The sequence below is a fragment of the Lysobacter terrestris genome (assembly GCF_014489475.1).
Taxonomy (GTDB): domain Bacteria; phylum Pseudomonadota; class Gammaproteobacteria; order Xanthomonadales; family Xanthomonadaceae; genus Agrilutibacter; species Agrilutibacter terrestris.
In genome coordinates this window covers 886,569-912,403 of sequence record NZ_CP060820.1, presented here as the reverse complement: position 1 = coordinate 912,403, position 25,835 = coordinate 886,569, and the positions used below count along the sequence as shown (strand labels likewise).

The following is a 25,835-nucleotide window of genomic DNA, read 5'->3' as shown; positions in this document are numbered from 1 at the left end:
CGATGGTAGAATTGGAGGTTATTCATGCTAGCGGAAGGCGGTACATTCCAATGAGCGATCGAGACCCGAAGGGCGGCAACAAGCCCGGTCTGGGCACCCTGGCGATCCATGGCGGGCAATCGCCGGACCCCAGCACCGGCGCGGTGATGACGCCGATCTACGCGACCTCGACCTACGCCCAGCGCAGCCCGGGCGAGCACCAGGGGTTCGAGTACTCGCGCAGCCACAATCCCACCCGCTTCGCCTACGAGCGTTGCGTGGCGACGCTCGAAGGCGGCACGCAGGGTTACGCGTTCGCCTCCGGCCTGGCCGCGACCTCGACCGTGCTTGAGATGTTCGACAGCGGCAGCCACGTCATCGCGATGGACGACGTCTACGGCGGCACCTACCGCCTGTTCGAGCGCGTGCGTCGCCGCTCGGCCGGCCTGGATTTCAGCTGGGTCGACCTGAGCGACCCGGTGGCGTTCGAAGCGGCGATCCGCCCGAACACCAAGCTGGTCTGGATCGAGACCCCGACCAACCCGCTGCTGAAGCTGGTCGACATCGAACAGATCGCGACGATCGCGCGCAAGCACGGCATCGTCGTCGCCGTCGACAACACCTTCAGTTCCCCGATCCTGCAGCGCCCGCTGGAGCTCGGCGCGCACCTGGTCATGCACTCGGCGACCAAGTACCTCAACGGCCACTCCGACATGGTCGGCGGCATGGTGGTCGTCGGCGACGACGCCGAGATCGCCGAGAAGATGACGTTCCTTCAGAACGCGGTGGGCGGCGTGCAGGGGCCGTTCGACAGCTTCCTGGCGTTACGTGGCCTGAAGACGTTGCATCTGCGCATGAAGGCGCATTGCGAGAATGCGCAGGCGCTGGCGGAGTGGCTGGAGACGCATCCGGCGATCGAGAAGGTGATCTATCCGGGTTTGAATTCGTATCCGCAGCACGAGCTAGCGAAGCGGCAGATGGATGGGTTCGGGGGAATGGTCAGCGTCTTCGTGAAGGGCGGCCTGGACGGTGCGCGCCGGATGATGGAGCGCTGCCATTTGTTCACCATTGCTGAATCGCTGGGTGGCGTGGAAAGCCTCGTCAACCATCCGGCGATCATGACGCATGCATCCATACCCGCCGAGCGCCGTGCGCTGCTTGGTGTGGCCGATAACCTGGTGCGCCTGAGCGTTGGTATCGAGAATCAGGAGGACCTCCGCAGGGAACTCGATGAGGCACTTGCTTGATTCTGCTATTGCGTGACATGGCGCGAAGCTTGCGAGAGCCCGAGTTCTGGGGCTACTCAAGTTGGCTTGACATCGTAACCAAGTATCGTCGCTCGAGGTTCGGCCTCGTATGGCTCCTGTTGCCACCCGTGATTTACGTGGGTGGCGTTGGATATTTTTACGCACTGCTTTCCAAAGTCGATCCCCTGGTGTACATGCCACACTTGGCGCTCGGCTATCTGCTGTTTCGCCTGCTGTCGAACGTCATCACGGAGTCCTGCAGCGTTCTCCCTGGGCACGCGAGCTTTATCCTTGACGGCCATTTGCGCTTGACAGACTTCGTGCTGCGCACGATGGCGAAGGCGCTCTTCTATTTGGCAGCCGCCATGCCATTGGTGGTCGTCGTGCTGGCGCTTTCGCCGTCCTTGCAACCCATGGGGCTGCTGTCGGTGCCCCTCGCGGTTGCGGTGGTGATCCTTAACTTGGCCTGGATCTCGGTCGTAGTAGCGCTGCTGGGTGCGCGCTTCCCCGACGTTGGCGAGTTAACGGGAAGTCTCTTCATCTTCGGCTTCATTCTCACGCCGATCCTTTGGAAAGCGGACTATGCGCCATACGGGACGCCGCACGGTACTTTTATGCGGATGAATCCGCTCTATCACATGATTGAGATCATCCGGGCCCCGCTGTTGGGAGAGCCGTTGGAGCGCCTTACCTTTGTCTACGTCGGGGCGATGACAATCCTTGGCTGGATCGCAGCGGCCTATCTGTACCGGCGTTACTCGCGATTCGTTCCAGTGTGGGTCTGAGGCGATCATGTCTGCCCTGCTGAACGCGCATCACCTCACGCTCGAGTTGCCCATCTTCCTGCAGGCGGACCGCTCTGCGCGCTCGTGGTTTTCCACGCTATGGGGCGCTGCATTCGACCCGCCGAAGCGTGAATTCCGGACGATCCTCGACGACATCAGCTTCTCCGCTGCCGAGGGCGATCGCATCGGCATCGTCGGGCGGAATGGCGCAGGCAAGTCGACGTTGCTACGGGTATTGACCGGAGCTTACCAGCCAACGCGAGGCTGGCTGGATATCGCCGGTTCGCGTCAGGCGTTGCTAAATATCTCGTTAGGGTTCAACGGGGAAGCGACCGTCCGGGAGAACGTCATTCTTCGCGGAACCGCGATGGGGCTGCGGACAAGGCAGTTGCGCGAGCTGATGGAGCCGGTTCTCGAGTTCGCGGAACTCGGCGAAAAGGCCAATCACCGCCTGAAGACGCTGTCGTCTGGGCAGCGGCTACGACTTGGCTTCTCTATCGCGACCGCCGTGCAGCAGGACATCATGATCATGGACGAATGGATTGGCGCCGGCGACGCCTCCTTCATCAAGAAGGCGCGTGATCGCATGCGCGGAAGGGTCGATGGCGCAAAGATCGTCATCCTCGCGAGTCACAATTTCAGCTTGCTGAAGGATGTATGCAATAAGGGGTTGGTGATCGAAGCGGGCCGACTGGAGTACTTCGGGAGCATCGACGAGAGCCTGAAAGAATACGAGCGCATCCTCCAGCGGGCTCCTGTTGCTTCGCCTGCGGACTGAAACATGCGGTTGCTCCTGATTGCCTACGATTTTCCACCGGTGCCATCGCCGCAGTCGCTGCGATGGGCTTACCTCGCGCGTGAGCTTGCGTTGGCAGGCCATGAGGTCCACGTCCTCGCCCCAGATATTGATGGTTACGGAGGGGGGGGGTTGCCGGTCCTCCCGGACACCCTGATGATCCATCGTGTATGGCCTGGCCCTTTGACAGGCTATCTGACGCTACGCCACAGGAAACGCCGTAGCGCCATGCGTACGGTCGATGCAGGGGCGGACGTCGCGTCCATGCCTTCCGCCGTCACCGTGCAACTGAACTGGAAGGGAAAACTCCGGCGCAGGATCGAGGACGGCCTTTCGGCTCGGCTCGGGCATGGCTTGAACTGGAAGGGGCATGCGATGGAGGCGATCAAGCGCGTGATGTCGCTTCCACTGTTTCCGGATTCGCGTGCCGAATGGCAACCGTGGGCGAAGCGTCGGCTACGCGAATTGCTGGACCAGTACCAGCCGGACGTAGTTATCTCATCCCACGAGCCGGCGATGACTATCGAGCTCGGGGCGCTTGCGCGGAAAAATGGATATCCGTGGGTCGCGGACCTTGGTGATCCGGTGCTCGCCCCGTACACGCCTCGACGTTGGCGCAAACGAGCATTGGCCACCGAGCGGATGCTTTGCGCACGCGCGGACCTGGTCACGGTTACCAGCGATCATGCGCGCGAAGTGCTGCGCAACCGCCACAAAATCGGGGAGGAGCGCTGCGCCATTCTCACGCAGGGCTTCGATCATCGCGAGGTGGTCGCCCGTGATACATCGGTGTCCTTCGACGACGGCAAGCTGGAGCTGTTGTATACCGGAAGCTTCTATTCGTTCCGCCGCATAGGCGCGCTGTTGGAGGCGGTGCTTGCCGTTTCGTCGGTGCGGCTTAGTGTTGCCACGATCATCGCGCCTCCCGAACTGATTGCAGCCGCGAGGCGTCATCCGGATCGGATTAGGCTGCTCGGCTTCATCCCCCACTCGCAAGCAGTGGCTCTGCAGCGTCGTTGTGATGTTCTTGTGAACCTGGCGAATGAGAATCCGGTGCAGGTACCAGGGAAGTTCTTTGAATACCTTGGGTCCGGCACACCGATACTCCACATTGGCGGCGCGGAAAACGACTTCGCAGCAAGGCTGCTGCGGCATTCGGGGGGCGGATGGTGTGAGCCCGACGACCCCGCGCTGCTGCAGTCCAGGCTCGCTTCCCTTGCGGAAGGGAAGGCGCGCGACGGCAAGGTTCCATCGGTTGCAGGGACGGACTTCGACGTCATGCAATATTCCTGGAAGAACCTCTCGCAGCGGTTGGTCGAACTCATCTCTTCCCGCATGCCGGCCACAGCCGAAGTCGCCGCCAATCCGTTAACGAACGATGCAAGAACAATCTGAGAACAAGACGATGAACGACCATGCACTTCACTCCGTCAGGGAGAATTCTGCTGCAGACAACGACGGCGTCCGTCGCCTTGCGGTGATCGGGTTGGGGTACATCGGCCTGCCCACCGCTGCGACGTTTGCATCGACCGGCAAGCAGGTCGTGGGAATCGACATCTCCCAGCGTGCGGTGGATGCCGTGAACGCGGGGCAGACCCATATCGAGGAAGACGGGCTTCCCGAGCTCGTCGCGCAGTGCGTTCGCAATGGCAATCTGCGGGCGACGACGACCCCCGAGCCCGCCGACGACTTTATTATCGCCGTGCCCACTCCCGTCGATCACGATACGCATGCTCCGGACGTGAGTTACGTGGAGGCCGCGGGCCGATCAATCGCTCCGGTTCTTCGGGCGGGCAACCTGGTCGTGCTCGAATCAACCTCCCCGGTAGGCACGACGCAAATGCTCGCGCGCCTTCTGGCCAATCTGCGCCCGGACCTGCGCTTTCCGCTGGATGGCGAGGAGCACCCAGATGTCCATCTCGCCTATTGCCCGGAGCGGATCATTCCGGGGCGCATGCTGAGCGAACTCGTGGAGAATGACCGCATCATCGGCGGCATGTCGGCCGCGTGTACCCAACGTGCTACCGAGCTGTACCAGTGTTTCGTGAAAGGCGCGTGCCTTCCAGGTGATGATCGCACGGCTGAGCTGTGCAAGCTGACGGAGAACGCTTTCCGCGACGTCAATATCGCGTTTGCCAACGAGCTTTCGATGATTTGCGGCGATATCGGCCTCGACGTATGGAAAGTGATTGAACTCGCCAACCATCATCCGCGCGTCAACATTCTCAACCCGGGGCCTGGCGTGGGCGGGCACTGCATCGCGGTCGATCCCTGGTTCATTGTCGCCAGCGCGCCTGAGCGCGCGCACCTTGTCCGTACTGCGCGCCAGGTCAACGACAGCAAGCCGAATTACGTTCTCGAGCAGGTTGCCCACGCGGTAGCGGCTGCCGGGCAGCCGACGCCACGCATCGCCTGCTTCGGACTCACGTACAAGCCCGACGTCGATGACTTCCGCGAAAGCCCGGCGCTGCACATTGCGCATACCCTTGCCAAGCGGTATCCCGGCAAGCTCGCCTGCGTCGATCCCTTCCATGACGCACTCAAGTTCTCCGGTGAATCCACCGAAGGGATCGTGTTCGAATCCGCGGACGACGCGCTGCGCGACGCCGGCGTGGTCGTGATGCTGGTCGGTCACTCCGAGTTCAGGAGCCTGCCGCGCCCGACGGGCAAGGCGATAATCGACGCCACCGGTTTCTGGAAGCACTCGGCACCCTGACGCAGGCAGAAAGGACTATGCACGACGATCACAAGCACGAAGCGGGGAATGACGCGAGCAATCCGTGGGCGGACCGGATCAACGAGGCCTACTACGATGCGATGGGCGCCGCGTTCGGGCAGAAGACACGGGAGCGCATCAACTGGATGTGCGCGCATGCACGCGGCAACCGGGTGCTCGATATCGGCTGCAGCCAGGGCATTGCATCGATCCTGATGGCCCGCGAAGGAATGGCGGTTACCGGCGTGGACATCTATGCGCCGGCAATCGAATACGCGCTGGCGGAACGCGAGAAGGAGATCGAGTCCGTAAAGGCCCGCCTGGACTTCCACTGCATCGAACTGGCTGCGCTCGGCGCCGAGCTCTTCGATACGGTTGTGATGGGCGAAGTAGTGGAGCACCAGACGAACCCGGTGCGCTTCATCCAGCAGGGGGCTTCGCACGTGGCGCCTGGCGGGAGGCTCGTCATCACGGCACCCTATGGCCTGCATCCCTGGCCCGACCACAAGTCGATCCTGTTTCCCGGTCATGTCGCCACGGCAATCGCCGATTGCTTCTCGATTGGGCTGATCGAGGTCTTGGACGGTTACGTCCGTGTTGTCGCTGATCGTCGTGATGCCGGCCAGGCCGGCATCTCCAGCGAGGTTGTCCTCCGGGCGACCGAGCAGGGCGCGCTCGAATCGCAGGCGAAGTACTACGAGTCCAATGCCACTGCCCAGGCGCTTGCGAAGGAAAAGGCCGAACTCGAGGCGCGTGTGGCGGCAAGCCAAGGCGGCGCTGCGAGCCTGGAAAGGCAGCGGGCCGAGCTCAACCAGGAACTCGCGCTCAAGGCGCAGGCGCTGGCTTTCGCCGAGCAGACCCTGTCCGAGGCGCGCGAGCTGGCGGCGCAGGAAAGCAGTCGGGCGGGCGAACACGCACTGGTCCATGACAAGCAAGCGGCGCGGATCCAGTCGCTGCTAGCCGAGATCGCGGTGCAGCGATCGCTGTCGGAGCAGGCGAGCGAAGCGATCATCGGCCTGGAGGCCGCCAAGAACGAAGCCGCCAAGCAGATCGAAACCCTGAAGCGGGCATTGGATTCGGCGAACCGCGAGCTGGAGCTGGTGCGGGCGTCGGAGATCCACCAGAAGGCGGAGCACGACAGCCTGATCCAGCGCATCGGCATGCTGGAACATGAAATGGCAACCGCGCGCGAGGAGCGCCTGTGCTTCAGTCAAAACCTCGAGGTCGCCGCCTCCACGACTGCGAGCATCGAGGCCGAACGCGACGAGTTCCGGCGCCGCTTCGAAGAGGCGGACGCGCAGGTGCGACTGGTTCGCGAGGAGTGGCAGACGCAGCGCAACGAAGCCTCCGCTGCCACCAAGGCGTTGCAAGCGCGCCTCGATTCGACCAAGGACAAGCTCGCGACGACGCTCGCGAAGCAGGCCACGGAGACCCTGCACGTGGAACGCCTGGAAGCCTCCGCGGACCTCCTGCGCAATCAACTCAAGGAACTGCAGCACGACCTGGTCGTCGCTCAGTACAAGCGGCATGGCCACTACGCCCACCTCAAGGCGGAGCGCGAGCGTTCCAACAAGTTGGTCGCGTTTGCACGCGAGCTGCACGAGGACAACCAGCGATACCGTCACTCCGCTGCACTGGCGATCGGGCGCGCGTGCCTCGGGCTCACCAGCGTGCGCGGCGCGCTCCAGTTCCCCAAGGCGATGTTGCGGGCCTGGAATGCCTATCGCAATCGCGAGAGCGGATCCACGACATTCGATCCGATCAAGCTTCCCGTGGTACCTCCGGTCGTGCTGCCGCCGCCGCCGAAGGCAGCGCCCACATCGCCGGCTCCGGGGAAGAGCGTGCAACGGAGCAAGGGCGGCGGGACGGCAGTGCCGCCGACCCAGGAGCAACATAGCAAGAATCTTTCCGTAATCGGCTGGAGGCAGGAGATCGAGCCTGCGTCCATTCCGGTCATGAGCGTGCTTGATGAGTTCTCACGGTCCTGTTTCGCTCCCCAGTCGTCGCTGGTCGAGCCGAGGCCGGACAACTGGGAGGGCCTGCTGGAAGCCTGCAGTCCCAAGTTCCTTCTGGTCGAGTCCTCCTGGAAGGGCAACTACGGCAGCTGGCAGTACCGCGTCGCAAACTACGCCAATCCACCCGGTCGTGAGTTGCAGGAAATGGTCGCTGGCTTCCGTGCCCGCGGTATTCCGACTGTGTTCTGGAACAAGGAAGATCCAGTCCATTTCTCCAATTTCATAGACAACGCATCAAAATTCGACCTGGTACTGACCACGGCTTCGGAGGCGGTGCCGCGCTACAAGGAGCGCACGAGTGCGCGAGTCGGGGTGCTGCAGTTCGCTGCGGAGGAATCCCTGCACAATCCGGCCGGGTCGGCCCGACGCAACGGCAAGGTGTGTTTTGCGGGCAGCTTCTACGCCAACCGGTTCCAGGAGCGTCGCGACGACCAGCTGATGCTGCTGGATGCCGCCAGTTCGTTCGATTTCGACATCTATGACCGCAATTTCCAGCCGAATCCTGCGATCAAGTCCGACTTCGCCTTCCCCGAGCGCTTCACGCCGTTCGTGCGCGGACGCCTGCCCTACGATGCGATCGGCAGGGCGTATCGAGAATACCGAGTGTTCCTCAACGTCAATTCGGTGATCGATTCGCCGACCATGTTCTCGCGCCGCGTATTCGAGCTGCTTGCCTGCGGCACTCCGGTGGTCAGCACTTGGTCCAAGGGGACCGAGGATACGTTCGGCAACGACCTGATCTGGCACGTGCGCAACCGCGAGGAAGCTGAGGAAGCGATCCGCGTGCTCATGACCGACGATCGCGAATGGCGTCGCCGCAGCCTCGCTGGCATCCGGGCAGTGCTCTCCGCGCATACATACCGGCACCGGTTCGGGCAGGTCTGCCAGATGGTCGGCGTTGATGCGCGGCGCGCCGATCCGTTCTCGGAAGTACTTGTCGCCGCCGAAGTCGCCACCCCGTCCGAGGCGGCCAGCGTGCTCGGCTCGTTTCGTCGCCAAGTCATGGCGGAGGGTACAAGCAAGCGTCTGCTGCTGGCTTGCCGGGGCGAGGTCGAAGTGGCGAGCGTGGATCCCCTCGTCGATATCGTCCACGTCGGCGATGGCGGGTTGCGCGAGGTCATCGAGCGGTCGCGGCGGCCGGGTCGGCAGCGAATGCTGGCGATCATCTCGCCCTTTGGGGTGTATGGCCGCCACTACCTCCAAGATCTGCTCAACGCCGCGCGCTACAGCGGCGCGGCATTGGTGGGCAAGGCAGGGGACGGTCTGGAGTCGAGCCAGTACACGCACGACGTCGCGCTCGACCCGCACGCGCTCCTGATCAACGAAGGTGTGCTGCCGAGTGGGGTAGTCGATGACATACTGCGTGGAAACGCGTCCGTAATGCGCGATGGTGTGCGCAGTTTCGCGACGGATTCGGCCAACTTCCTCCGCGTGGATTCCGTCGCCGATTCGGCACGGATCGACGCCGTCCTGCAGCAAATGGAAATCTGAAAATGGCAAGTACGTCCAGGAAGATCCGCGTCGGAGTGAGCGGGCATGACCTAAAGTTCTGGTATCCGCTGCAGAAGGCGCTGGAGGCGACGGGGCGCTACGAGTTTCGCGAGGATGTCTGGACCGGACACGACACGCACGATCAGGCCAGCTCGCAAACGCTGCTGGAGTGGGCCGACGTGCTGGTTGCGGAGTGGGCACTCGCCAATGCTGTCTATTACTCGCGGCACAAGCGGCCCCATCAGCGCCTGATCGTCCGTCTGCACTTGCAGGAGCGCGGCACCCCGTATCCCGCCGATATCGATTATTCCAACGTCGAGCGGGTGGTTTTTGTGGGCGAGCACATCCTGCGCGAATGCGTCGAGAAGTTCGCCATTCCCCGGGACATCTGCATGGTCCTCGGTAACTTCGTCGATGTGGCGCGATACAGCCTGCCGAAGTTCGGTGGCGCCGAGTACACGCTGGGTATCATTGGCACTGCGCCATCCCGCAAACGCCTGGACCTGGCGCTGGATACGCTCGAGTTGCTTGCACGCCACGATGACCGCTATTGCCTGCGGGTAAAGGGCGCCAGTCCGGCTTCGATCCCCTGGTTGTGGGCGCGGACTGCGGAGCGGGAGTACTACCAGCAAGTGTACTCGCGGATCAATTCGGGTCCCCTGCGCCACCGGGTAATCTTTGACCCCCAAGGCAACGACGTGCACCACTGGTTGCAGATGGTGGGGTCGATCCTCTCGCCGTCCGACTTCGAAAGCTTCCACATGGCGGTATCCGAGGGCGCCGCATCGGGGGCGATCCCGGTGGTGTGGTCGTGGGAGGGTGCGAGCGAGATCTATCCGGAATTCCCCCTGGTCGGGAGTGCCGAGGAAGCCGCAGCGCTGATCGACTTCGGCAATCGCAGTGCCGCGGGTCCGCGCTACCGCGAGCAGGTGCGCGAGGTCATCCGCGCCCGCTACGACAGTGCCGTCATCATGGGGCAGTGGGACGACCTGATGTCCGGGTCCGCCGTGGTTCCTCGCCAGCCGAAACCCGCGTCGGGCAGGGGGGTGCTGGTCGTCTGGGCGATCGACAACTGGCGCACTTTCCATAGGCGTGAAATGCTTGAAGCACTAGCGAAGAATTTCGGTGCCCAGTTCGACATGCTGGTCATAGAACCGGGGAACCACTACGAGACCATCGTCAAGCTCGGCTGGTCCGACAACGTCGAGATGCAGCGGATCGCGGGCGGCGAGTTGGTGGCGGCGGCCGAGAACATCTACCGAGCGCGCCTGTTTACGGGAGGGATAGATCAGGGTGTCAGCAAGGCTGGCTACCAGGGGGCAGTCGATCCGCTGAAGGTCCTCGACGGACTGATCGCGCAGCATTTCGGCGATGCCGCCGATGTCGTGCATTGGGTGTACAAGCCCGACCAGGCACAGCGCCTGTCGGGGAGGAAGTTCGTTTACGAGGTCTATGACGACTACACGTTCGACTTCGGTACCGGCGAGCCGATTCCCCGCATGGTGGAAGCAGAGCGGGAGATACTGCCGAAGGCCGAGCACGTGTTCTTTACCTCGCAGCCGTTGATGGACCGCAAGGGTCGCCTGACGACCCGCGCCTCGCTGGTGGGCAATGGCGTCAACTACGAGCCCTTCGCCCGATTCCGCCCGAAGGCGGGCCAGGCGCGCGGCCGTCCCGTCGCCGGCTACCTCGGGAATCTGTCCGACTTCTTCGATTGGAACCTGATGCACGAGGTGTGCATCGCATTGCCGGATGTCGACTTCGTCCTGCACGGCCAGATCGAGGTCGACAAGCTCGGTGAGCACCAAGCCGTCCATGCCGCGATGACGCGACTGCCAAATGTGGTCTTCACCGGCCGGGTGGGGCGCGAACTGGGCGCCGCGGCCGTCGCCCGGTACGACGTCCTGCTGATTCCCTTCGTGGTCAACGAGGCGATGCATGCCGTCAATCCGCTGAAGCTCTGGGAGTACTACGCCACCGGTCGTCCGGTGGTAACCACGCCCATGGATGCGATCCAGGAGCGCGAGCCGCTGGCGATCACCGCGCACGGCGTGGACGCATGGGTGGCGGCGATCAAGCGCTGCCTGGACGGCGATGCGGCGGCTGTCGAGATTGCCGAGGCAAGGATTGCCAGGGCCGAACAACATCGCTGGGAAGAGATCACCCGGCGCCATGCCTCGGTTCTACCGGGCGTTCCGGGGCCGGTACACGACAGCCCCAATCGACTCACCGCGACGCCTGCCTAGCCAGGCTTGGACACCCTGACCCGGCTTGCTATAGTGCCCGGCTGCAATTTCCTCCTAATTCAAAGTGGATCCCATGCGTCGTATCGTCGTTCTTGGTCTCGCATCGCTGGTGCTGGTTGCATGCAACCAGACGGCACAGCAGCCTCCTGCAGATACCCAGTCCGTTGCCTCGGCCGTTGCCCAGCCGGAAGCCCCGGCGGCGGTGCCAGCGGTCAACCCTGATTTCCCGACCGGCTTCGAGCCGCCGTTCGGCTACAAGATCCGCTCGCGGAAAACCGAAGAATCGCCGGAAGGCCCGGTGCGCAAGCTGGTCATCGAATTCAAGCAGGGTGACGTGGCCACGGTGGACAAGCAGATCGAAGAGCTCCTGACCGCCAAGGGTTATCGCCGCTACAAGTCCTTCCAGCAGGGTGAAGGACTCGTCGGTGACTACGGCAACCAGGGGCGTCGCGTGACCGTCACGACCAATCCCGCCAACGGCCAGCTGGCGCTGGCGGCGGATTCGCTGGGTACCGTCTATTTTGTGTGGAAGGAATGAGCGCCTGACCGCGCTTTTCCCGCAGTGGTGAGTGTGTGCCCGTGCCCGGCCTAAGCCGGGCATGGTCGTTATTGCGGAGCTGACAATGCTTGAAGTGGCAACGGCGGCGGGTGCGCCCCCGAACGTAGAAGTCGCGGCAGGAAAGCCGGGGGAGCGCGAGGCGCAATCCTACCGGCCGGACATCGATGGCCTCCGTGCCGTTGCAGTGCTCAGCGTCGTCATCTACCACCTCAACAAGCTCTGGATGCCTGGCGGCTACGTCGGCGTCGACATCTTCTTCGTCATCTCCGGATTCCTCATTACCCGCAACATCTGGGGCGAGATGGAAGGCGGACGCTTCTCGTTCGCCAACTTCTATCTCCGGCGAATCCGGCGCATCGCCCCGGCGTTCCTCGCCATGACGGCGGCGACCGTGCTGGCAGGTGCGCTCCTGTTGTTGCCAGAAGACCTGCTGTCGCTGGGCAAGTCCGCAGTGTGGGGCGTCTTCTCGCTTTCCAATGTGTATTTCTGGCGTTACCTCGACACCAGTTACTTCGCCGAATCCGCGGATGAAGTGCCCCTGCTCCACACCTGGTCACTAGGCGTGGAGGAGCAGTTTTACTTCATCTGGCCGAGCCTCCTGCTGCTGGCACTGCTGTTTCGCAGGAGGCGTGCAGCGGCGCTCGCCATCGCCGCGGCGATCTGTGTTGCGTCGTTCGTTTGCGGCGAACTGACCAATACTGCGGCGCAAAAGTTCTCCTACTACATGCTGCCGGCGCGGGCCGGAGAGCTCATGGTGGGCGCCTTGTTGGCGCTGGGAGCGAAGCGGATTGCAGCAGTCTCCGGTTCGTCGCGCGCGCTTGCCGAAGTCCTCGCTATCCTCGGCATGGCATTGGTGGCCGGATCGTTGTACCTGCTGAACGACACATCCAAGTTCCCCGGCATCAACGCGTTGTATCCGTGCCTTGGTGCGGCAATGCTGATGATGGCCGGAAGCATGGGATCGCGCATCGTCACTGTCGTGCTGACCCCGCGTCCGATGGTTTTAATCGGATTGGTCTCCTATTCGCTCTATCTCTGGCATTGGCCGGTTCTGGCCTTCATTCGCTACTTCTACGGCGTAGTTGATGGCTTGCAAGCGTTGGGCGCCGTCCTTGCCATTTCCGTCCTTTCCATCCTGAGCTATCGCTACGTTGAGCTGCCGGCCCGTTATTGGAAGGGCGCGAGATTGAAGCAAGTGCTTGCGCTGTATGTGATGCCGAGTGCGCTGCTTGGTGCGGTAGCGCTGGCGCTGGTTCTGACAAGCGGACTGCGACGATTGATCGAGGCATCCCCTGCGTATCGTGATCGCGTGGCGAACCTTTCGGGCGAAACCGCTCCAGCGTCGGATTTTCCCTACAACTGCCAGTTGTCGACATTTGACGGCGGCGTCCTCGGGCGCCCTGAGTGCGTCCTCGCCGGCGGGCAGCCGCGGACCAGCGCCGCGACTGAGCCTGACATCCTTCTGTGGGGAGACTCCCAGGCGGCACATTACATCGGTGTCGTGGCCGCCGTGCTCGAACCTTCCGGAGTGGCATTCAGAAATGCTACACATTCTGCCTGCCCTCCGTTGTTCGCACCAAAGGGCTATGGAATCCCTGCCTACCGCGCCGGCTGCGACGAATTCCGGCCCTATATGCAGTCCGCGATCCTGTCCGGGAAATACAAGACTGTGGTGATCGGGGGCGCGTGGGACATATATGACGCCAACTATCCAAGGTTCCGCTCAGATCTCGAGCAGACTGTCGCGGCGATGTCGCAGAAGGGACTGCACGTAGTTCTCCTGGGGCAGGCACCCTACATGGGCAACTACAACCGCAACTGCGAGTTGCGCGGCGCGCGCATTGGCGGTGTCGACTGCAAGCAGCGCTATTACATCCCAGATCCGGGCATGTCACGAACCGATCGCTTTCTTTCGGAGCTGGCTGGGCGTTATCCGTCCACAGACTTCCTAGAGATCCGGCAGGTAATCTGCGCGAACGGCTACTGCTCGCCGTACGTGAACGGCGTGCTCGCCTATTACAACCCCACGCACCTGAGCATGAGCGGTTCGTGGCGTATTGGCAGGAGTCTCATGGCGGGAGCCGGCGCCCGGACGTGGCTGGCCGCGCTTTCCGCCACAGACGCCGACATGGCCGGTACCGCAAAGATCGCGCGGGCCGCGCGTGAGGCCCCGCCTCTATCTGTATTAGCCGGCTTCAAGGCCAAGCCGATGCCAGCGATACTTGGCGGGTATACGCCCAGCTTTCCCTACCATGTCCGGTCACAGTCAAATCTGGGTTCGCGGCAAGGGCCCGCTGGTGTCGTGACGGAGTTCTGGGGCGTCAGGGCCGACCAGGTTCTGGCATCCGTGGAAAAGGATCTCAGCGCATTGGGATTCCGCCGCGTATGGAGCGGTCCTTCGGGTGCGGCGATGCGCATGGATTTCATTAAGCCCGGATTCCCCAATGTATCCGTGAACGTGGGGCCCTTGGGGCAACTTCGTCCGCAGGCACCAAACGTTGCGGGGATCGCCTATTTTCGTTGGTAGGTGCGCCATTCCGTTCGATGGAGGTCACTTGCATGTGGGACGAGTTGAAAGATTGCCTGCCCAAGGATTCAGCCAAGCAGGTGAGCGCTGCTTACTACGCGCAGAAGCTTGGCCGCGATTTGCCTCAAGGCGCCGTCATTCTGGATCTTGGTTGTGGAACGGGTGTTTCTCTCGATCTGTTTCGCGGAGCTGCACCAGGCTCGCGCTGGATAGGTGTCGACATCGAGCACTCTCCGGAAGTGGATGCCCGCACCCGGGCGGATGGCGAGTTCAGGACTTACGACGGCGTGAACATTCCCGCCGACGATAGGTCAATCGACCTCATCTACAGCCGCCAAGTCTTCGAACACGTTCGTCATCCTGAGCCCTTGCTGTCCGATATCCTGCGCGTGCTGAAGCCCGGTGGGTCGTTCATCGGATCCACTTCCCACCTCGAGCCTTATCACTCTTTCAGCTATTGGAACTTCACGCCGTTCGGGTTCAAGCGTCTGGTTGAGGCGTCTGGCCTGCAGCTCGTCGAGCTGAGGCCTGGTATTGACGCGATTGCCCTGATCACCCGCGCTTATCGCAACAACGATGCAACGATGAATCGTTGGTTCGGGGAAGAGTCGCCGCTCAACCAGCAAATCGATGAGTGGGCGCGGGGGAACAACCAGAGCGTGCAGCAGGCAGCACTGCGCAAGCTTTCGTTCTGCGGCCAGTTCTGTTTCTGGGTCCGCAGGCCGGAAGGGATGGACGCACAAGGCGCGTAATCCGCTGTCCCTCTGAGGGGATCCGCCTTGCGCGGCCTGGCGTCCTGTCCGGACGAAATGGGGCGCCCTGCCATGTACTATCGCCACCAGACCGCTCCGTCGGCGCCCGCCGGTGTCTCCGGGATGCGGGAGCTGCGTCTCACATTGCTCGCTCCTGTAGCGTTGCAATAGCGAGCCGCCTGCCCCTTGAAGGAATGATGACTATTCCCCAGTCCACCCGCATCTTCATCCTGGGTAGCTGCGTATCCAGGGATGCCCTGGAGCAAGAGCTTGGCCGGTTCGAGCTTGTGAACTATCTGGCACGTACTTCGATGGCAAGCGTCGGGATGCCAAAGGTCGAAGACGACGAAGTGCGGCACAAGGTGGCGGGAATTGCCAGTCCGTTCCAGCGGCGAATGCTACTCAATGACCTGGACAAGACGACGATTTCGCTGATCAAGGCCACGCCGCACGACATCCTGCTGATCGACTTCGTCGATGAGCGCTTCAACCTCCTGCTGTCAGGCCGCTCGTTGTTCAGCCTGTCTGGCGAGCTGGAAAAATCCGGCTTCGAAATCGAAGGGCGTGTCGCCCTGGCGCCGGACAGTGATTCCTTCCTGTCGTTGTGGCTCGCGGGACTGGGTCGGCTGCTGTCCGAAGTCGATCCAGCGAAGGTCGTCCTCAACCGCGCCTACTGGGCCGAGCGTTTCCCCGATGGATCGGACGCTTCAAGTCGCGGCTGGATCCAGCGCAACAACGCAGTGCTGCAGCGGTTGTATGACGCCGTCGACAAGCACTGGTCACTGAAGCGGATCGATTACCCACGCGAGATCGTGTTGGCCGATCCCAGGCACAAATGGGGCGTCGCCCCCTACCATTACACCGAAGCGTTCTATACACACACGCTTACGATGTTGGACCAGATAGTAAAAGGCTAGCCTGCGTATCCCTTGCGGCTAAGAGGCAAGGGGCATGGCGTCTCGTTATCCGTGGCCGCCTTCGGGCCGGAAGATCGTTCGTCCATTCGACGCTCTGGGACGTTATCCATGAAAAATTCAGTTGCTGCGGTGCTGTTGATCTTCCTGCTGCTGGGCCTAGCCTTAGTCAGAATGCTGTCATCCACGACGTCCTCGCAGGTTGAGCCGCTCGACAACGACGCGAAAGAAGCGCCGGTCCAGCCTGCGACGGTAGCCTCCGCCGCCGCGGGCACAAGCTCTCCGCCGAGCGGCATGCGCGGGCCCCAGCCCGACCTGCTGCCCGATCCGGAGAGTCTGGAAGCAGCGAAAGCTGCGCGAATCGCGCAATTGGAGAACCAAGTGATTTCCGAGCCGGTTTCGGCAAGCTGGGCTGCGGAAAACGCCCGCCGAATCAAGTCGTTCCTGCAGGCCAATAACCTGCAGGCGGCCCATCTGCCCGCCGTCGATCAGGCCGGAGTCAATTGCCGCACCACGATCTGCCGGATCGAGTTGCGAACACAAGATAGCCTGGCAGCCGGCGAACTGACGCAGGGAATCCTACAAACGATTTCCGAACAGATGCCGACCGCGCAGATATTCGAAACTGATGGATCGGATGGTACGACGTTGCTGATCTTCTCCACTGCGGCAGCGACCACGCAAGGAGCGGCGTTCCGTCCGAAACGATAGTGCTGCGTGACCGGTTTCCGGAGCGCAGAACGTTATTTTGTGGTGGATTCGCGTTGGAATCCAACTTAAAGGGAGCTAAGCATGAAGAAGCTATTGGGGACCGTGGGCGTGTTGTTGATGGCGTACGTCGGAAGCGCCGCAGCAGCCACCGACTGGAAGGCGTTCAGCGCCACGGGATGCCAGGCCTACGGCGCCACCACGGCGGCGGATCTGGCCTACTCGGGTTACGGGGTAACGAACAAGTCAACCACGACGTCCAAGTCGGTGATCTGTCCGCTCGTATCCGATACTGAAGGCACAGTATCGCCAGAACGACCGATCACAGCCTATCTCGGCTTCACCTCGGGTGCGGCTTCGGGGAATGTCTTCTGTGCGTTGTACGTCGGATCGAGGGGTACAGGCTTGGTGTCAGGCACCGTGAACACCCCTTGGATTCCGCCGGGCAGCACGTCCGAAGGAAGCTATTCGATCACGCTCAATACGGCGCCTGCGTCGCCGGGTAGCTATCCGGCGATGCCGGCGATCGCCGTGTGCACGCTCTCGCCGCGGACGGGTTTGAATGCCATTTGGCTGCAAGAAGGCGCAACCAATACGCCCTGAGGATATGCACGCGGGCATCCTGCGGTTGTATCACCGCAGGATGCCCGCGCTCAGTCCGTGAGCATCCGCGATGCAATTGCCTGCGTGATCCGTTCGCACGCACGTCCATCTCCGTAGGGGTTGTGCGCTTCGGCCATGCGTGCGTACTCGGACGGGTTGTCGAGCAGTCGATCGATTTCTTCGACGATGCGTGCCTTGTCGGTGCCGACCAGTCGGACGGTTCCTGCGTCGATCGCTTCAGGACGTTCAGTCGTGTTGCGCATCACCAACACGGGCTTGCCGAGGGATGGGGCCTCTTCCTGTACGCCGCCGGAGTCGGTAAGGATGATGTGTGCCTGCTGCATCAGGAACACGAACGGCAAGTAGTCCAGTGGCTCGATGAGGTGCACGTTATCTAGCCCCGAGAGGTGACGCCGAACCGGCTCCTGCACGTTGGGGTTTAGGTGCACTGGATAGACGACCTGAACGTCACTGCGGCGTGCTGTCGCGGCCAACGCCTGGCAGATGTTCTCGAACCCGTCGCCGAAGTTTTCCCGACGATGCCCGGTAACCAGGATCAATCGTTTGCCGGGATCCAGGAGCGGAAAGCGTTCCTGCATCGACGCTTGCAGCGCAGCATCGGATTTCAGCCGCGCGGCGATCTGGAGCAACGCGTCGATCACGGTATTGCCGGTGACGAAGATGTCGTCGTCGGTCATTCCCTCTGACAGCAGATTCGCACGCGATTTGGCGGTCGGAGCGAAATGCAGCGAGCACAGCGGGGCCGTGAGCCTGCGGTTCATTTCCTCGGGCCAGGGCGACTGCATGTCGCCCGTGCGCAGGCCTGCTTCGACATGGCCGATGGGTACGCGTGCATAGAATGCGGCCAGTGCCGTCGACAGAGTGGTCGACGTATCGCCATGCACCAGCACTAGGTCCGGTTGGTGCTGGGCAAAAACCGGAGTGATGGCCTGCACGATGCGCGCGGTGAGGTCGGGCAGGGTCTGGCCAGGCTGCATGATGTCGAGGTCGGTGTCAGGCCGTATTGAGAAGATCTCGAGCACCTGATCCAGCATCTGGCGATGCTGGGCCGTCACCACGGTAACAGCCTCAAGTTGCGGATGCGCCTGGATCGAATGTACCAGCGGTGCCATCTTGATGGCTTCCGGACGGGTGCCGAAAACCACCATCACCTTAGTTCGTTTCGTCATGGATCAGATTGGTGTCGTTATTGCAGTGCGGCTTGCAGTTCGGGCAGCAGTGCGAACAGGTCGCCCACCAGGCCGATATCCGCAATCTCAAAAATCGGCGCATCCCCATCCTTGTTGATCGCCACGATCGTGCCCGCATCCTTGATGCCGGTCAGATGCTGGATCGCGCCCGAAATGCCCACGGCGATGTACAGCTCCGGCGCGATGATCTTGCCGGTCTGGCCGACCTGCAGTTCGTTCGGCACGTAGCCGGCATCGACCGCGGCGCGCGAGGCGCCGACGGCGGCGCCGAGCTTGTCGGCGAGCGCGTAGATGACCCTGAAGTTCTCGGCCGAACCGACGCCGCGGCCGCCGGAGACGACGCGCTTCGCGCTCTGCAGGTCGGGACGGTCGGACTTGCCGGCTTTGATGCCGACGTAGCGGGTGTGGGTCGGCAGGGCGGCGTCGACGTTCACGGCTTCGACGGTGGCGCTGCCGCCACGCGCGGCTTCCGGCCACGAGGCGGTGCGCACGGTGGCGACGACGGCGTGGTCGGTCGGGGCTTCGACGGTGATGATCGCGTTGCCGGCGTAGATCGGGCGCTTGAAGGTGTGGCTGCCTTCCACGGCCATGACGTCGGAGACCTGCGCGACGCCCAGCAGCGCGGCGACGCACGGCATCAGGTCCTTGCCGAAGGTGGTCGACGGGCCGAAGACATGGCTGTAGCCCGCGGCGATCTTCGCGACCTGCGGTGCGAGCACCTGCGCGATCGCATGGGCGTTGGCGGCATTGGCCACGGCCAGCACCTTCGCCACGCCGGCGATCTGCGCGGCTTCGGCGGCGACGCCGGCCGGATCGGCGGCGAGCACGACGATGTCGATGGAGTCCGGTTTCAGCGCCTGTGCTGCGGACACGCACTTGGCGGTCGCCGCGTTGAGCTTGCCGTCCAGGTGTTCAGCGACGATGAGTACCTTGCTCATTACAACAACCCCTTGGCCTTGAGTGCGGCGACGAGTTCGGCCGCGTCCTTCACCATCACGCCCTTGCTGCGCTTGGACGGCGCGGCGTAATGCGTGGTCTTGAGCGTGTCGCCCGTGTCGACGCCGAGGTCGGCGAAGGCGAGGGTTTCGAGCGGCTTGCTCTTCGCCTTCATGATGTCGGGCAGCTTGATGAAGCGCGGCTCGTTGAGGCGCAGGTCGGTGGTGACCACTGCCGGCAGATCCACTTCCAGCGTTTCCAGGCCGGCGTCGACTTCGCGCGTCACCGTGGCCTTGCCGTCGGCGACTTCGAGTTTGGAGGCGAACGTCGCCTGCGGACGGCCCCACAGCGTGGCCAGCATCTGCCCGGTCTGGTTGGCGTCGTCGTCGATGGCCTGCTTGCCCAGGATCACCAGGTCAGGCTGTTCCTTCTCGATCAGCTTGAGCAGGGTGCGCGCGGCGGTCAGCGGCTGGATCGGCTGGTCGCTGACCACGTGGATGGCGCGGTTGGCGCCCATGGCCAGGCCGTTGCGCAGGTGCGCCTGGGCGTCGGCCGGGGCGATCGTGGCGACCACCACCTCGGTGGCGATGCCCTTGTCGCGCAGGCGCAGGGCCTCCTCGAGGGCGATTTCGTCGAACGGGTTGGCCGACAGCTTGACGCCGTCGGTGACCACGCCGGAGCCGTCCGGCTTGACCTGGATGCGGACATTGAAGTCCACCACGCGCTTGTAGCCGACGAGGATCTTCATCGTCTGGGGGTTCCTGTGGGGATTCCGGAGGAAAACACGGCCGACACGGGCCGGGCCGGCAATTCTAGCCGAGCCGGGCGCCCGGCGCCTCGGCCGCATGCGCCGGGGTACGGGGCGGCGGGGGCCAGAACCTGGCTTCCGCTATCCTTTCGCGATCCATGGCGACAGGAAAGCTCGATGCTGCATCCGGTGGTGCTCAGCGGCGGTAGCGGGACCCGGCTCTGGCCGTTGTCCCGGCAGAACCAGCCCAAGCAGTTCCTTGCGCTGATGGGCGACCACTCGCTGTTCCAGGAGACCGTCCTGCGCGCGCACCGGCTGCCGGGGGCGCAGGCGCCGGTGACGGTGTGCAGCGACGACCACCGCTTCATGGTCGGCGAGCAATTGCAGGGCGTCGGCGTCGGCAGCGGCGGCATCCTGCTGGAGCCCATCGCGCGCAACACCGCGCCGGCGATCGCGCTGGCGGCGCTGCACGTGGCTTCGCGGGACCCGGACGCCCTGATGCTGGTGATGCCGGCCGACCACCTGATCGAGGACGAGGTCGCTTTCCGCGAGGCCGTGGCCACGGCGCGACAGCTGGCCGAAACCGGCTGGCTGGTGACCTTCGGCATCCGCCCCGACTACGCCGAAACCGGCTATGGCTACATCCTGCGCGGCGGCGAACTGGCGGGCGGCGGCTTCCAGGTCGAGCGTTTCGTGGAGAAGCCCGACCTCGCCACGGCGGAGCGCTACGTGGCCGCGGGTACCTACGCCTGGAATTCGGGCATGTTCCTGTTCCAGGCGCAGCGCTATCTCGAGGAACTCGCGCGCCACGCGCCCGCCATCGCCGCGGCGGCACGGGCGGCGTACACGCAGTCGCGCTCCGACCTGGATTTCATCCGCGTCGATGCGCAGGCGTTCGGCGCCAGTCCCAGCGATTCGATCGACTACGCGGTGATGGAAAAGACCGATCGCGCCGCCGTCGTGCCGGTGACCTGCGGATGGAGCGACATCGGATCATGGTCGTCGCTGTGGTCGGTGGCCGAGCGCGACGAGGACGGCAATCGCCACGAAGGCGACGTGATCTCGGTGGACACGAAGGGCAGCCTGGTGCGCGCGTCCGAGCGGCGCATGATCGCCACGCTCGGCGTGGAGGACCTGGTCGTGATCGACACCGCCGACGCGACCCTGGTCGCGCGCAAGGACCGCGTGCAGGACGTCAAGACGATCGTCGATACGCTCAAGGCCGCGGGCCGCACCGAGCACCTGTTCCACCGCAAGGTGTACCGGCCATGGGGCAGCTACGACTCCATCGGCGTGGGCGAGCGTTTCCAGGTCAAGCGCATCGTGGTCAAGCCGGGCGCGGCGCTGAGCCTGCAGAAGCACGCGCATCGCGCCGAGCACTGGATCGTGGTATCCGGCGTGGCCGAAGTGACCTGCGACGAGCGCGTGTTCGACCTGCGCGAGAACGAGAGCACCTACATCCCGCTGGGCAGCGTGCACCGCCTGCGCAACCGCGGCAGCGAGCCGGTGGAGCTGATCGAAGTGCAGTCGGGCACGTACCTGGGCGAGGACGACATCGTCCGGCTGGAGGACGTCTACGGCCGCTCGTGATCGACTCACGCCGACCATGCCCGAAAGTACGGTATGGCGCAGTCGCCGCCCGCGTTAAACTTCGCGCCTCCCCACTTGGAGTCGCACGATGGCCGAGGCCACCGCCAGGAGCAAGGTTTACCCGAACGCCGCCAAGGCGCTGGAAGGGCTGGTCGCCGACGGCCAGACGCTCGCCGTCGGCGGGTTCGGCCTGTGCGGCATCCCCGAGGCGCTGATCGCCGCACTGCGCGACAGCGGCGCGAAGGACCTCACCGCGATCTCCAACAATGCCGGCGTCGACGGCTTCGGCCTCGGCCAGCTGCTCGCCACGCGGCAGATCAGGAAGATGATTTCGTCGTACGTCGGCGAGAACAAGGAATTCGAGCGCCAGTACCTCGCCGGTGAACTCGAACTCGAATTCAACCCGCAGGGCACGCTGGCCGAACGCCTGCGCGCCGGTGGTGCCGGCATTCCCGCGTTCTACACGCGCACCGGCTACGGCACCGTAGTGGCCGAAGGCAAGGAGACGCGCCAGTTCGACGACGGCCACTGGTACGTCATGGAGACCGCGCTCAAGGCCGACGTGTCGCTGGTGAAGGCGTGGAAGGCCGACAAGGCCGGCAACCTCGTGTTCCGCAAGACTGCGCGCAACTTCAACCCGGCGTGCGCGATGGCGGGCAAGGTCTGCATCGTGGAGGTCGAGGAGATCGTCGAAGTCGGTGCGATCGATCCTGACCACGTGCACCTGCCCGGCATCTACGTGGACCGCATCGTCCACAACCCGACGCCGGAAAAGCGCATCGAACAGCGCACCGTGCGCGCCGCCTGACGACAGACAAGGAAACCGACATGCCCTGGACCCGCGACGAGATGGCGCAGCGCGCCGCGCAGGAACTCACCGACGGAGCTTACGTGAACCTCGGCATCGGCCTGCCGACGCTGGTGGCCAACTTCATTCCGGAAGGGATGGACGTGTGGCTGCAGAGCGAGAACGGCCTGCTCGGCATCGGCCCGTTCCCGACCGAGGCCGAAGTCGACGCCGACCTGATCAACGCCGGCAAGCAGACCGTCACCGCGCGCCCGGGCGCGAGCTACTTCGGCAGCCACGACTCCTTCGCGATGATCCGCGGCGGCCATATCGACCTGGCGATCCTCGGCGCCATGCAGGTCACGGACAAGGGCGACCTGGCCAACTGGATGGTGCCCGGCAAGATGGTCAAGGGCATGGGCGGCGCGATGGACCTGGTCGCGGGCGTGAAGCGCGTGGTCGTGCTGATGGAGCACACGGCGAAGAACGGCGAGCACAAGATCCTGCCGGAATGCACGTTGCCGCTGACGGGGGTGGGGGTGGTCAATCGCATCATCACCGAGTTGGCGGTGATGGATGTCACCCCCGGCGGGTTGGTGCTCAGGGAGCTCGCGCCAGGCATCGATGGGGCCGAGTTAAGGGAAAAGACGGGAGTGCCGTTCATTTCCGCGATGTAGCGGGCCAGCGTCGATCCGCGGTGCCAGTGCTTCGCACTTGCCGTTGGGAGGGTGGACGGAGCACGATTGTCACGGGGATCCACCCGTGGCATGTGATGATGACAATGAAAATCCGTTTCGCCTTCCTGGTTCTCGTGCTGGGCGTGACTGCGTGTTCATCCGATTCCGAGCCAGTGCAGCCATCTGCAGCGAAGGCGTCCATTTCTCCGAAGTCCAATGTGGTCGCCGGGGAGCGCCAGATTCCGGCTGCGCATAGTGCTGCATTCGCCTCATTGCCGGACCGCGGCAATCTCGTGGGATATGCGGCGACCGTTGCGCACCGGGAAGGTCCCTCCATTTGGTATCGCGCCGACGTCAGCGAAGAGCATGCATTGCGGGCGATCGTCACTGGCCAGTTGCGGATGGCAACCCCTGATGGCCAAGTCCTGGATTACCGCTACCGGCGCCATGTCGAGCATGCCAACGGCAACTGGACCTGGATCGGTGAGTTGCGTGGGTTTCCGGGGAGGGAGGCCATCCTCACCTTCGGCGAGCGCGCCGCGTTCGGTACCTTTGGGCGTCCTGGCGAGGAAGCGCTGCGGTTGACCGTACGTGACGGCGTAAGCTGGATTGTCAAGGTTCCGCGTCATGCGTTGAGCGGTGTGGAGTCGACGGGCGGGCAAAGTGACTACCTCCTCCCTGTCGACGTGGTAGAACCGATCGCCGTCAAGCGTTCGGCCGCTGCTGATGTAACTGCAGCCACGACGAACGGCACCATTGTCGATGTGGTTTTGGGCTATACACCAGGGTTCGCGGCGGCACAGGGTGGACAATCACAGGCAGTTACGCGGCTGACGCACCTGGTGGCCATCTCAAACGAGGCCTACGCGAGAAGCCAGTTGAATGCGCAGATTCGCCTGGTCGGCACCTTGCAGGTCAACTACACCGACGAAACCTTCAACGACACCGCACTGAATGAAGTGAGCGGCAGCGACGGAACCAATTCCGTCACGGTGCCTGCCGGCTTGCAACCGCTGCGTCAGGCGCGTGACCAACTGGGCGCCGATCTGGTGTCGCTGGTTCGTAAGTTCCGTCATTTCGGCGATCCCGAGCACGATAGCTGCGGCGTCGCCTGGCTGGTTGGGCAGGATGGCCAGGCCATCTCGTCTGCGTGGTCTCCTTGGGGGTACTCGGTAGTCAGCGACGGCTCTGATGGCGGCTACTTCTGCCGTGAAGAGACGTTCGCCCACGAATTGGGTCACAACATGGGGCAAAACCACAACGTGGAAGATGCCGGTGGTGCAGGCGCGCATCCAGATTCCTACGGTTACCGAGAGGCATCTGCGACCGGCTTCTACACGATCATGGCGTACCGTTCCGGGGACAGTCAGTACTCCGTGCCCTATTTCGCCAACCCGAACGTCAATTTCAATGGACGGCCCACTGGCGTCGTCAATGCGTCGAACAATGTACGCAGCATGGCATTGACCATGCCGATTATCGCCACGTTCAGGGCGACCGTTGTGCCGCTTCCGAACGTGCGTGTGCCAAGCGACGTGAATGGCGACGGCAAGTCGGACGTTCTATTGCGCACAGACCAGGCGAGTTCCGGAAATTTCTCCGTGTGGCTGATGAATGGCACGCAAAAAGTCGGAAGCTGGGGTACGACAATGGCGGTGAGTTATCGCGTTGCGGCCACGGGCGACTTCAACGGCGACAACAAACTGGATGTCGTCTGGACCAGCAACAATGCTGATGTGAGGGTGTGGCTAGGCACGGGCGCCGGATTTACCCCGGCATTTCCGGCGATCGTAGGCTCGGCAGCCGGACTGGGCGTGTTCGCAGGAGCTGGTGATGTGAATGGCGATGGCAAGGCCGATCTTCTCTTCCGTAATGGCCAGGCCAGCAGCGCCAACTTCACGGTGTGGCTGATGAATGGAGCGCAGAAGGCCGGAAGCTGGACCACCACGATGGCGGCAAGCTACCGCGTTGCGACCACCGGTGATTTCAATGGCGATGGCATGCTTGACATCGTCTGGACCAGTGCCAATAACGACGTGCGGATCTGGCTGGGTACGGGGACGAGTTTCACTCCCGCATTTCCGGCGATCGTGGGCACCGCTACAGGCCTGGGTGTGTTCGCCGGAGCGGGGGATGTCAACGGCGATGGCAAATCGGATCTTCTCTTCCGCAACGACCAGGTCGGCACCGGCAACTTCACGGTGTGGCTGATGAATGGGGCGCAGAAGGTGGGAAGCTGGTCAACCACCATGGCCGCGAGTTATCGCGTTGCCAGTACCGGTGACTTCAACGGTGATGGAAAGCTGGACATAGCGTGGACCAGCCAGAACCGTGATCTTCGGGTCTGGACCGGAACGGGAGCGGGCTTCACTCCTTCATTTCCTACACTCACGGGAACCTACGTCGCAGGTTGGACGGTGATCAACAATTGATGGGCCGCGCGCGATCCAATCGGTTTCGCGCGCGCTTTCCTGTTCCAGCAGGTCGCCGCCACTGACGCTTGCCAGTCATGGGCCATGAGGGGCAGGTCGTTGCTGTAGTCCGACTT

20 protein-coding genes are annotated in these 25,835 nt (G+C 63.2%); 17 read left to right on the top strand and 3 right to left on the bottom strand.

Features of this window, described 5'->3' with window-relative positions:
* The first annotated feature begins 50 nt into the window (after positions 1–50).
* The 13 genes from H8B22_RS04220 (at position 51) to H8B22_RS04160 (ending at position 17,338) form a co-directional block, all read left to right on the top strand.
* Positions 51–1,226 (top strand): cystathionine gamma-synthase, encoded by a 1,176-nt coding sequence (locus tag H8B22_RS04220; RefSeq protein ID WP_187712873.1) that lies wholly within the window; start codon positions 51–53, stop codon positions 1,224–1,226.
* Complete coding sequence (locus H8B22_RS04215; protein ID WP_187712872.1) at positions 1,223–2,011, top strand: ABC transporter permease; 789 nt, start codon at positions 1,223–1,225, stop codon at positions 2,009–2,011. The genes H8B22_RS04220 and H8B22_RS04215 overlap by 4 nt, the downstream gene beginning before the upstream one ends.
* Before the next feature lie 7 nt (positions 2,012–2,018).
* On the top strand, positions 2,019–2,789 hold the full coding sequence (locus H8B22_RS04210) for an ABC transporter ATP-binding protein (protein WP_187712871.1): 771 nt from the start codon (positions 2,019–2,021) through the stop codon (positions 2,787–2,789).
* Positions 2,790–3,035: 246 nt separating this feature from the next.
* On the top strand, positions 3,036–4,202 hold the full coding sequence (locus H8B22_RS04205; protein ID WP_343204065.1) for a glycosyltransferase: 1,167 nt from the start codon (positions 3,036–3,038) through the stop codon (positions 4,200–4,202).
* 10 nt (positions 4,203–4,212) lie between these two features.
* Positions 4,213–5,523, top strand: coding sequence for a UDP-N-acetyl-D-mannosamine dehydrogenase (wecC, locus tag H8B22_RS04200; protein WP_187712869.1), 1,311 nt, complete (start codon positions 4,213–4,215; stop codon positions 5,521–5,523).
* A 17-nt stretch (positions 5,524–5,540) separates the two neighbouring features.
* Positions 5,541–9,029 carry a glycosyltransferase family protein gene (locus tag H8B22_RS04195; protein ID WP_187712868.1) on the top strand — a complete coding sequence of 1,163 codons (3,489 nt, stop codon included), beginning with the start codon at positions 5,541–5,543 and terminating at the stop codon, positions 9,027–9,029.
* Between the two features lie 2 nt (positions 9,030–9,031).
* Positions 9,032–11,275: a glycosyltransferase gene (locus H8B22_RS04190; protein WP_187712867.1), complete on the top strand. Its 2,244-nt coding sequence runs from the start codon at positions 9,032–9,034 to the stop codon at positions 11,273–11,275.
* Positions 11,276–11,348: 73 nt separating this feature from the next.
* Positions 11,349–11,813 (top strand): hypothetical protein, encoded by a 465-nt coding sequence (locus H8B22_RS04185; protein ID WP_187712866.1) that lies wholly within the window; start codon positions 11,349–11,351, stop codon positions 11,811–11,813.
* Between the two features lie 61 nt (positions 11,814–11,874).
* Entirely contained in the window at positions 11,875–14,361 is a 2,487-nt protein-coding gene (locus H8B22_RS04180) for an acyltransferase family protein (RefSeq protein WP_187712865.1), read from the top strand.
* A gap of 32 nt (positions 14,362–14,393) precedes the next feature.
* Positions 14,394–15,113, top strand: a complete 720-nt coding sequence (locus H8B22_RS04175) for a class I SAM-dependent methyltransferase (protein ID WP_208456923.1) — start codon at positions 14,394–14,396, stop codon at positions 15,111–15,113.
* Between the two features lie 197 nt (positions 15,114–15,310).
* Positions 15,311–16,030, top strand: coding sequence for a DUF6270 domain-containing protein (locus tag H8B22_RS04170; protein ID WP_187712863.1), 720 nt, complete (start codon positions 15,311–15,313; stop codon positions 16,028–16,030).
* 108 nt (positions 16,031–16,138) lie between these two features.
* Positions 16,139–16,738 (top strand): hypothetical protein, encoded by a 600-nt coding sequence (locus tag H8B22_RS04165; RefSeq protein WP_187712862.1) that lies wholly within the window; start codon positions 16,139–16,141, stop codon positions 16,736–16,738.
* Between the two features lie 81 nt (positions 16,739–16,819).
* Positions 16,820–17,338 (top strand): hypothetical protein, encoded by a 519-nt coding sequence (locus tag H8B22_RS04160; protein WP_187712861.1) that lies wholly within the window; start codon positions 16,820–16,822, stop codon positions 17,336–17,338.
* A gap of 50 nt (positions 17,339–17,388) precedes the next feature.
* On the opposite strand, the gene wecB is transcribed toward H8B22_RS04160, so the two are convergent.
* Genes wecB through H8B22_RS04145 form a run of 3 tightly spaced genes read right to left on the bottom strand, consistent with a single transcriptional unit; the run spans position 17,389 to position 20,233 of the window.
* The gene (gene wecB / locus H8B22_RS04155; protein WP_187712860.1) at positions 17,389–18,528 is read right to left on the bottom strand and encodes a non-hydrolyzing UDP-N-acetylglucosamine 2-epimerase; all 1,140 of its coding nucleotides are present in this window, start codon (positions 18,526–18,528) and stop codon (positions 17,389–17,391) included.
* A gap of 17 nt (positions 18,529–18,545) precedes the next feature.
* On the bottom strand, positions 18,546–19,487 hold the full coding sequence (locus H8B22_RS04150; protein ID WP_187712859.1) for an electron transfer flavoprotein subunit alpha/FixB family protein: 942 nt from the start codon (positions 19,485–19,487) through the stop codon (positions 18,546–18,548).
* Entirely contained in the window at positions 19,487–20,233 is a 747-nt protein-coding gene (locus H8B22_RS04145; RefSeq protein ID WP_187712858.1) for an electron transfer flavoprotein subunit beta/FixA family protein, read from the bottom strand. Before H8B22_RS04145 ends, H8B22_RS04150 begins: the two co-directional genes overlap by 1 nt.
* Positions 20,234–20,410: 177 nt before the next feature.
* Between H8B22_RS04145 and H8B22_RS04140 the strand changes: the two genes are divergently transcribed.
* The 4 genes from H8B22_RS04140 (at position 20,411) to H8B22_RS04125 (ending at position 25,719) form a co-directional block, all read left to right on the top strand.
* A complete protein-coding gene (locus H8B22_RS04140) occupies positions 20,411–21,823 on the top strand; it encodes a mannose-1-phosphate guanylyltransferase/mannose-6-phosphate isomerase (protein WP_187712857.1) in 1,413 nt (470 codons plus the stop codon).
* Positions 21,824–21,911: 88 nt separating this feature from the next.
* Positions 21,912–22,631, top strand: coding sequence for a CoA transferase subunit A (locus H8B22_RS04135; protein ID WP_187712856.1), 720 nt, complete (start codon positions 21,912–21,914; stop codon positions 22,629–22,631).
* 20 nt (positions 22,632–22,651) lie between these two features.
* Entirely contained in the window at positions 22,652–23,287 is a 636-nt protein-coding gene (locus H8B22_RS04130) for a CoA transferase subunit B (protein WP_187712855.1), read from the top strand.
* Between the two features lie 104 nt (positions 23,288–23,391).
* Positions 23,392–25,719 carry an FG-GAP-like repeat-containing protein gene (locus tag H8B22_RS04125; RefSeq protein ID WP_187712854.1) on the top strand — a complete coding sequence of 776 codons (2,328 nt, stop codon included), beginning with the start codon at positions 23,392–23,394 and terminating at the stop codon, positions 25,717–25,719.
* Positions 25,720–25,835: the final 116 nt, after the last annotated feature.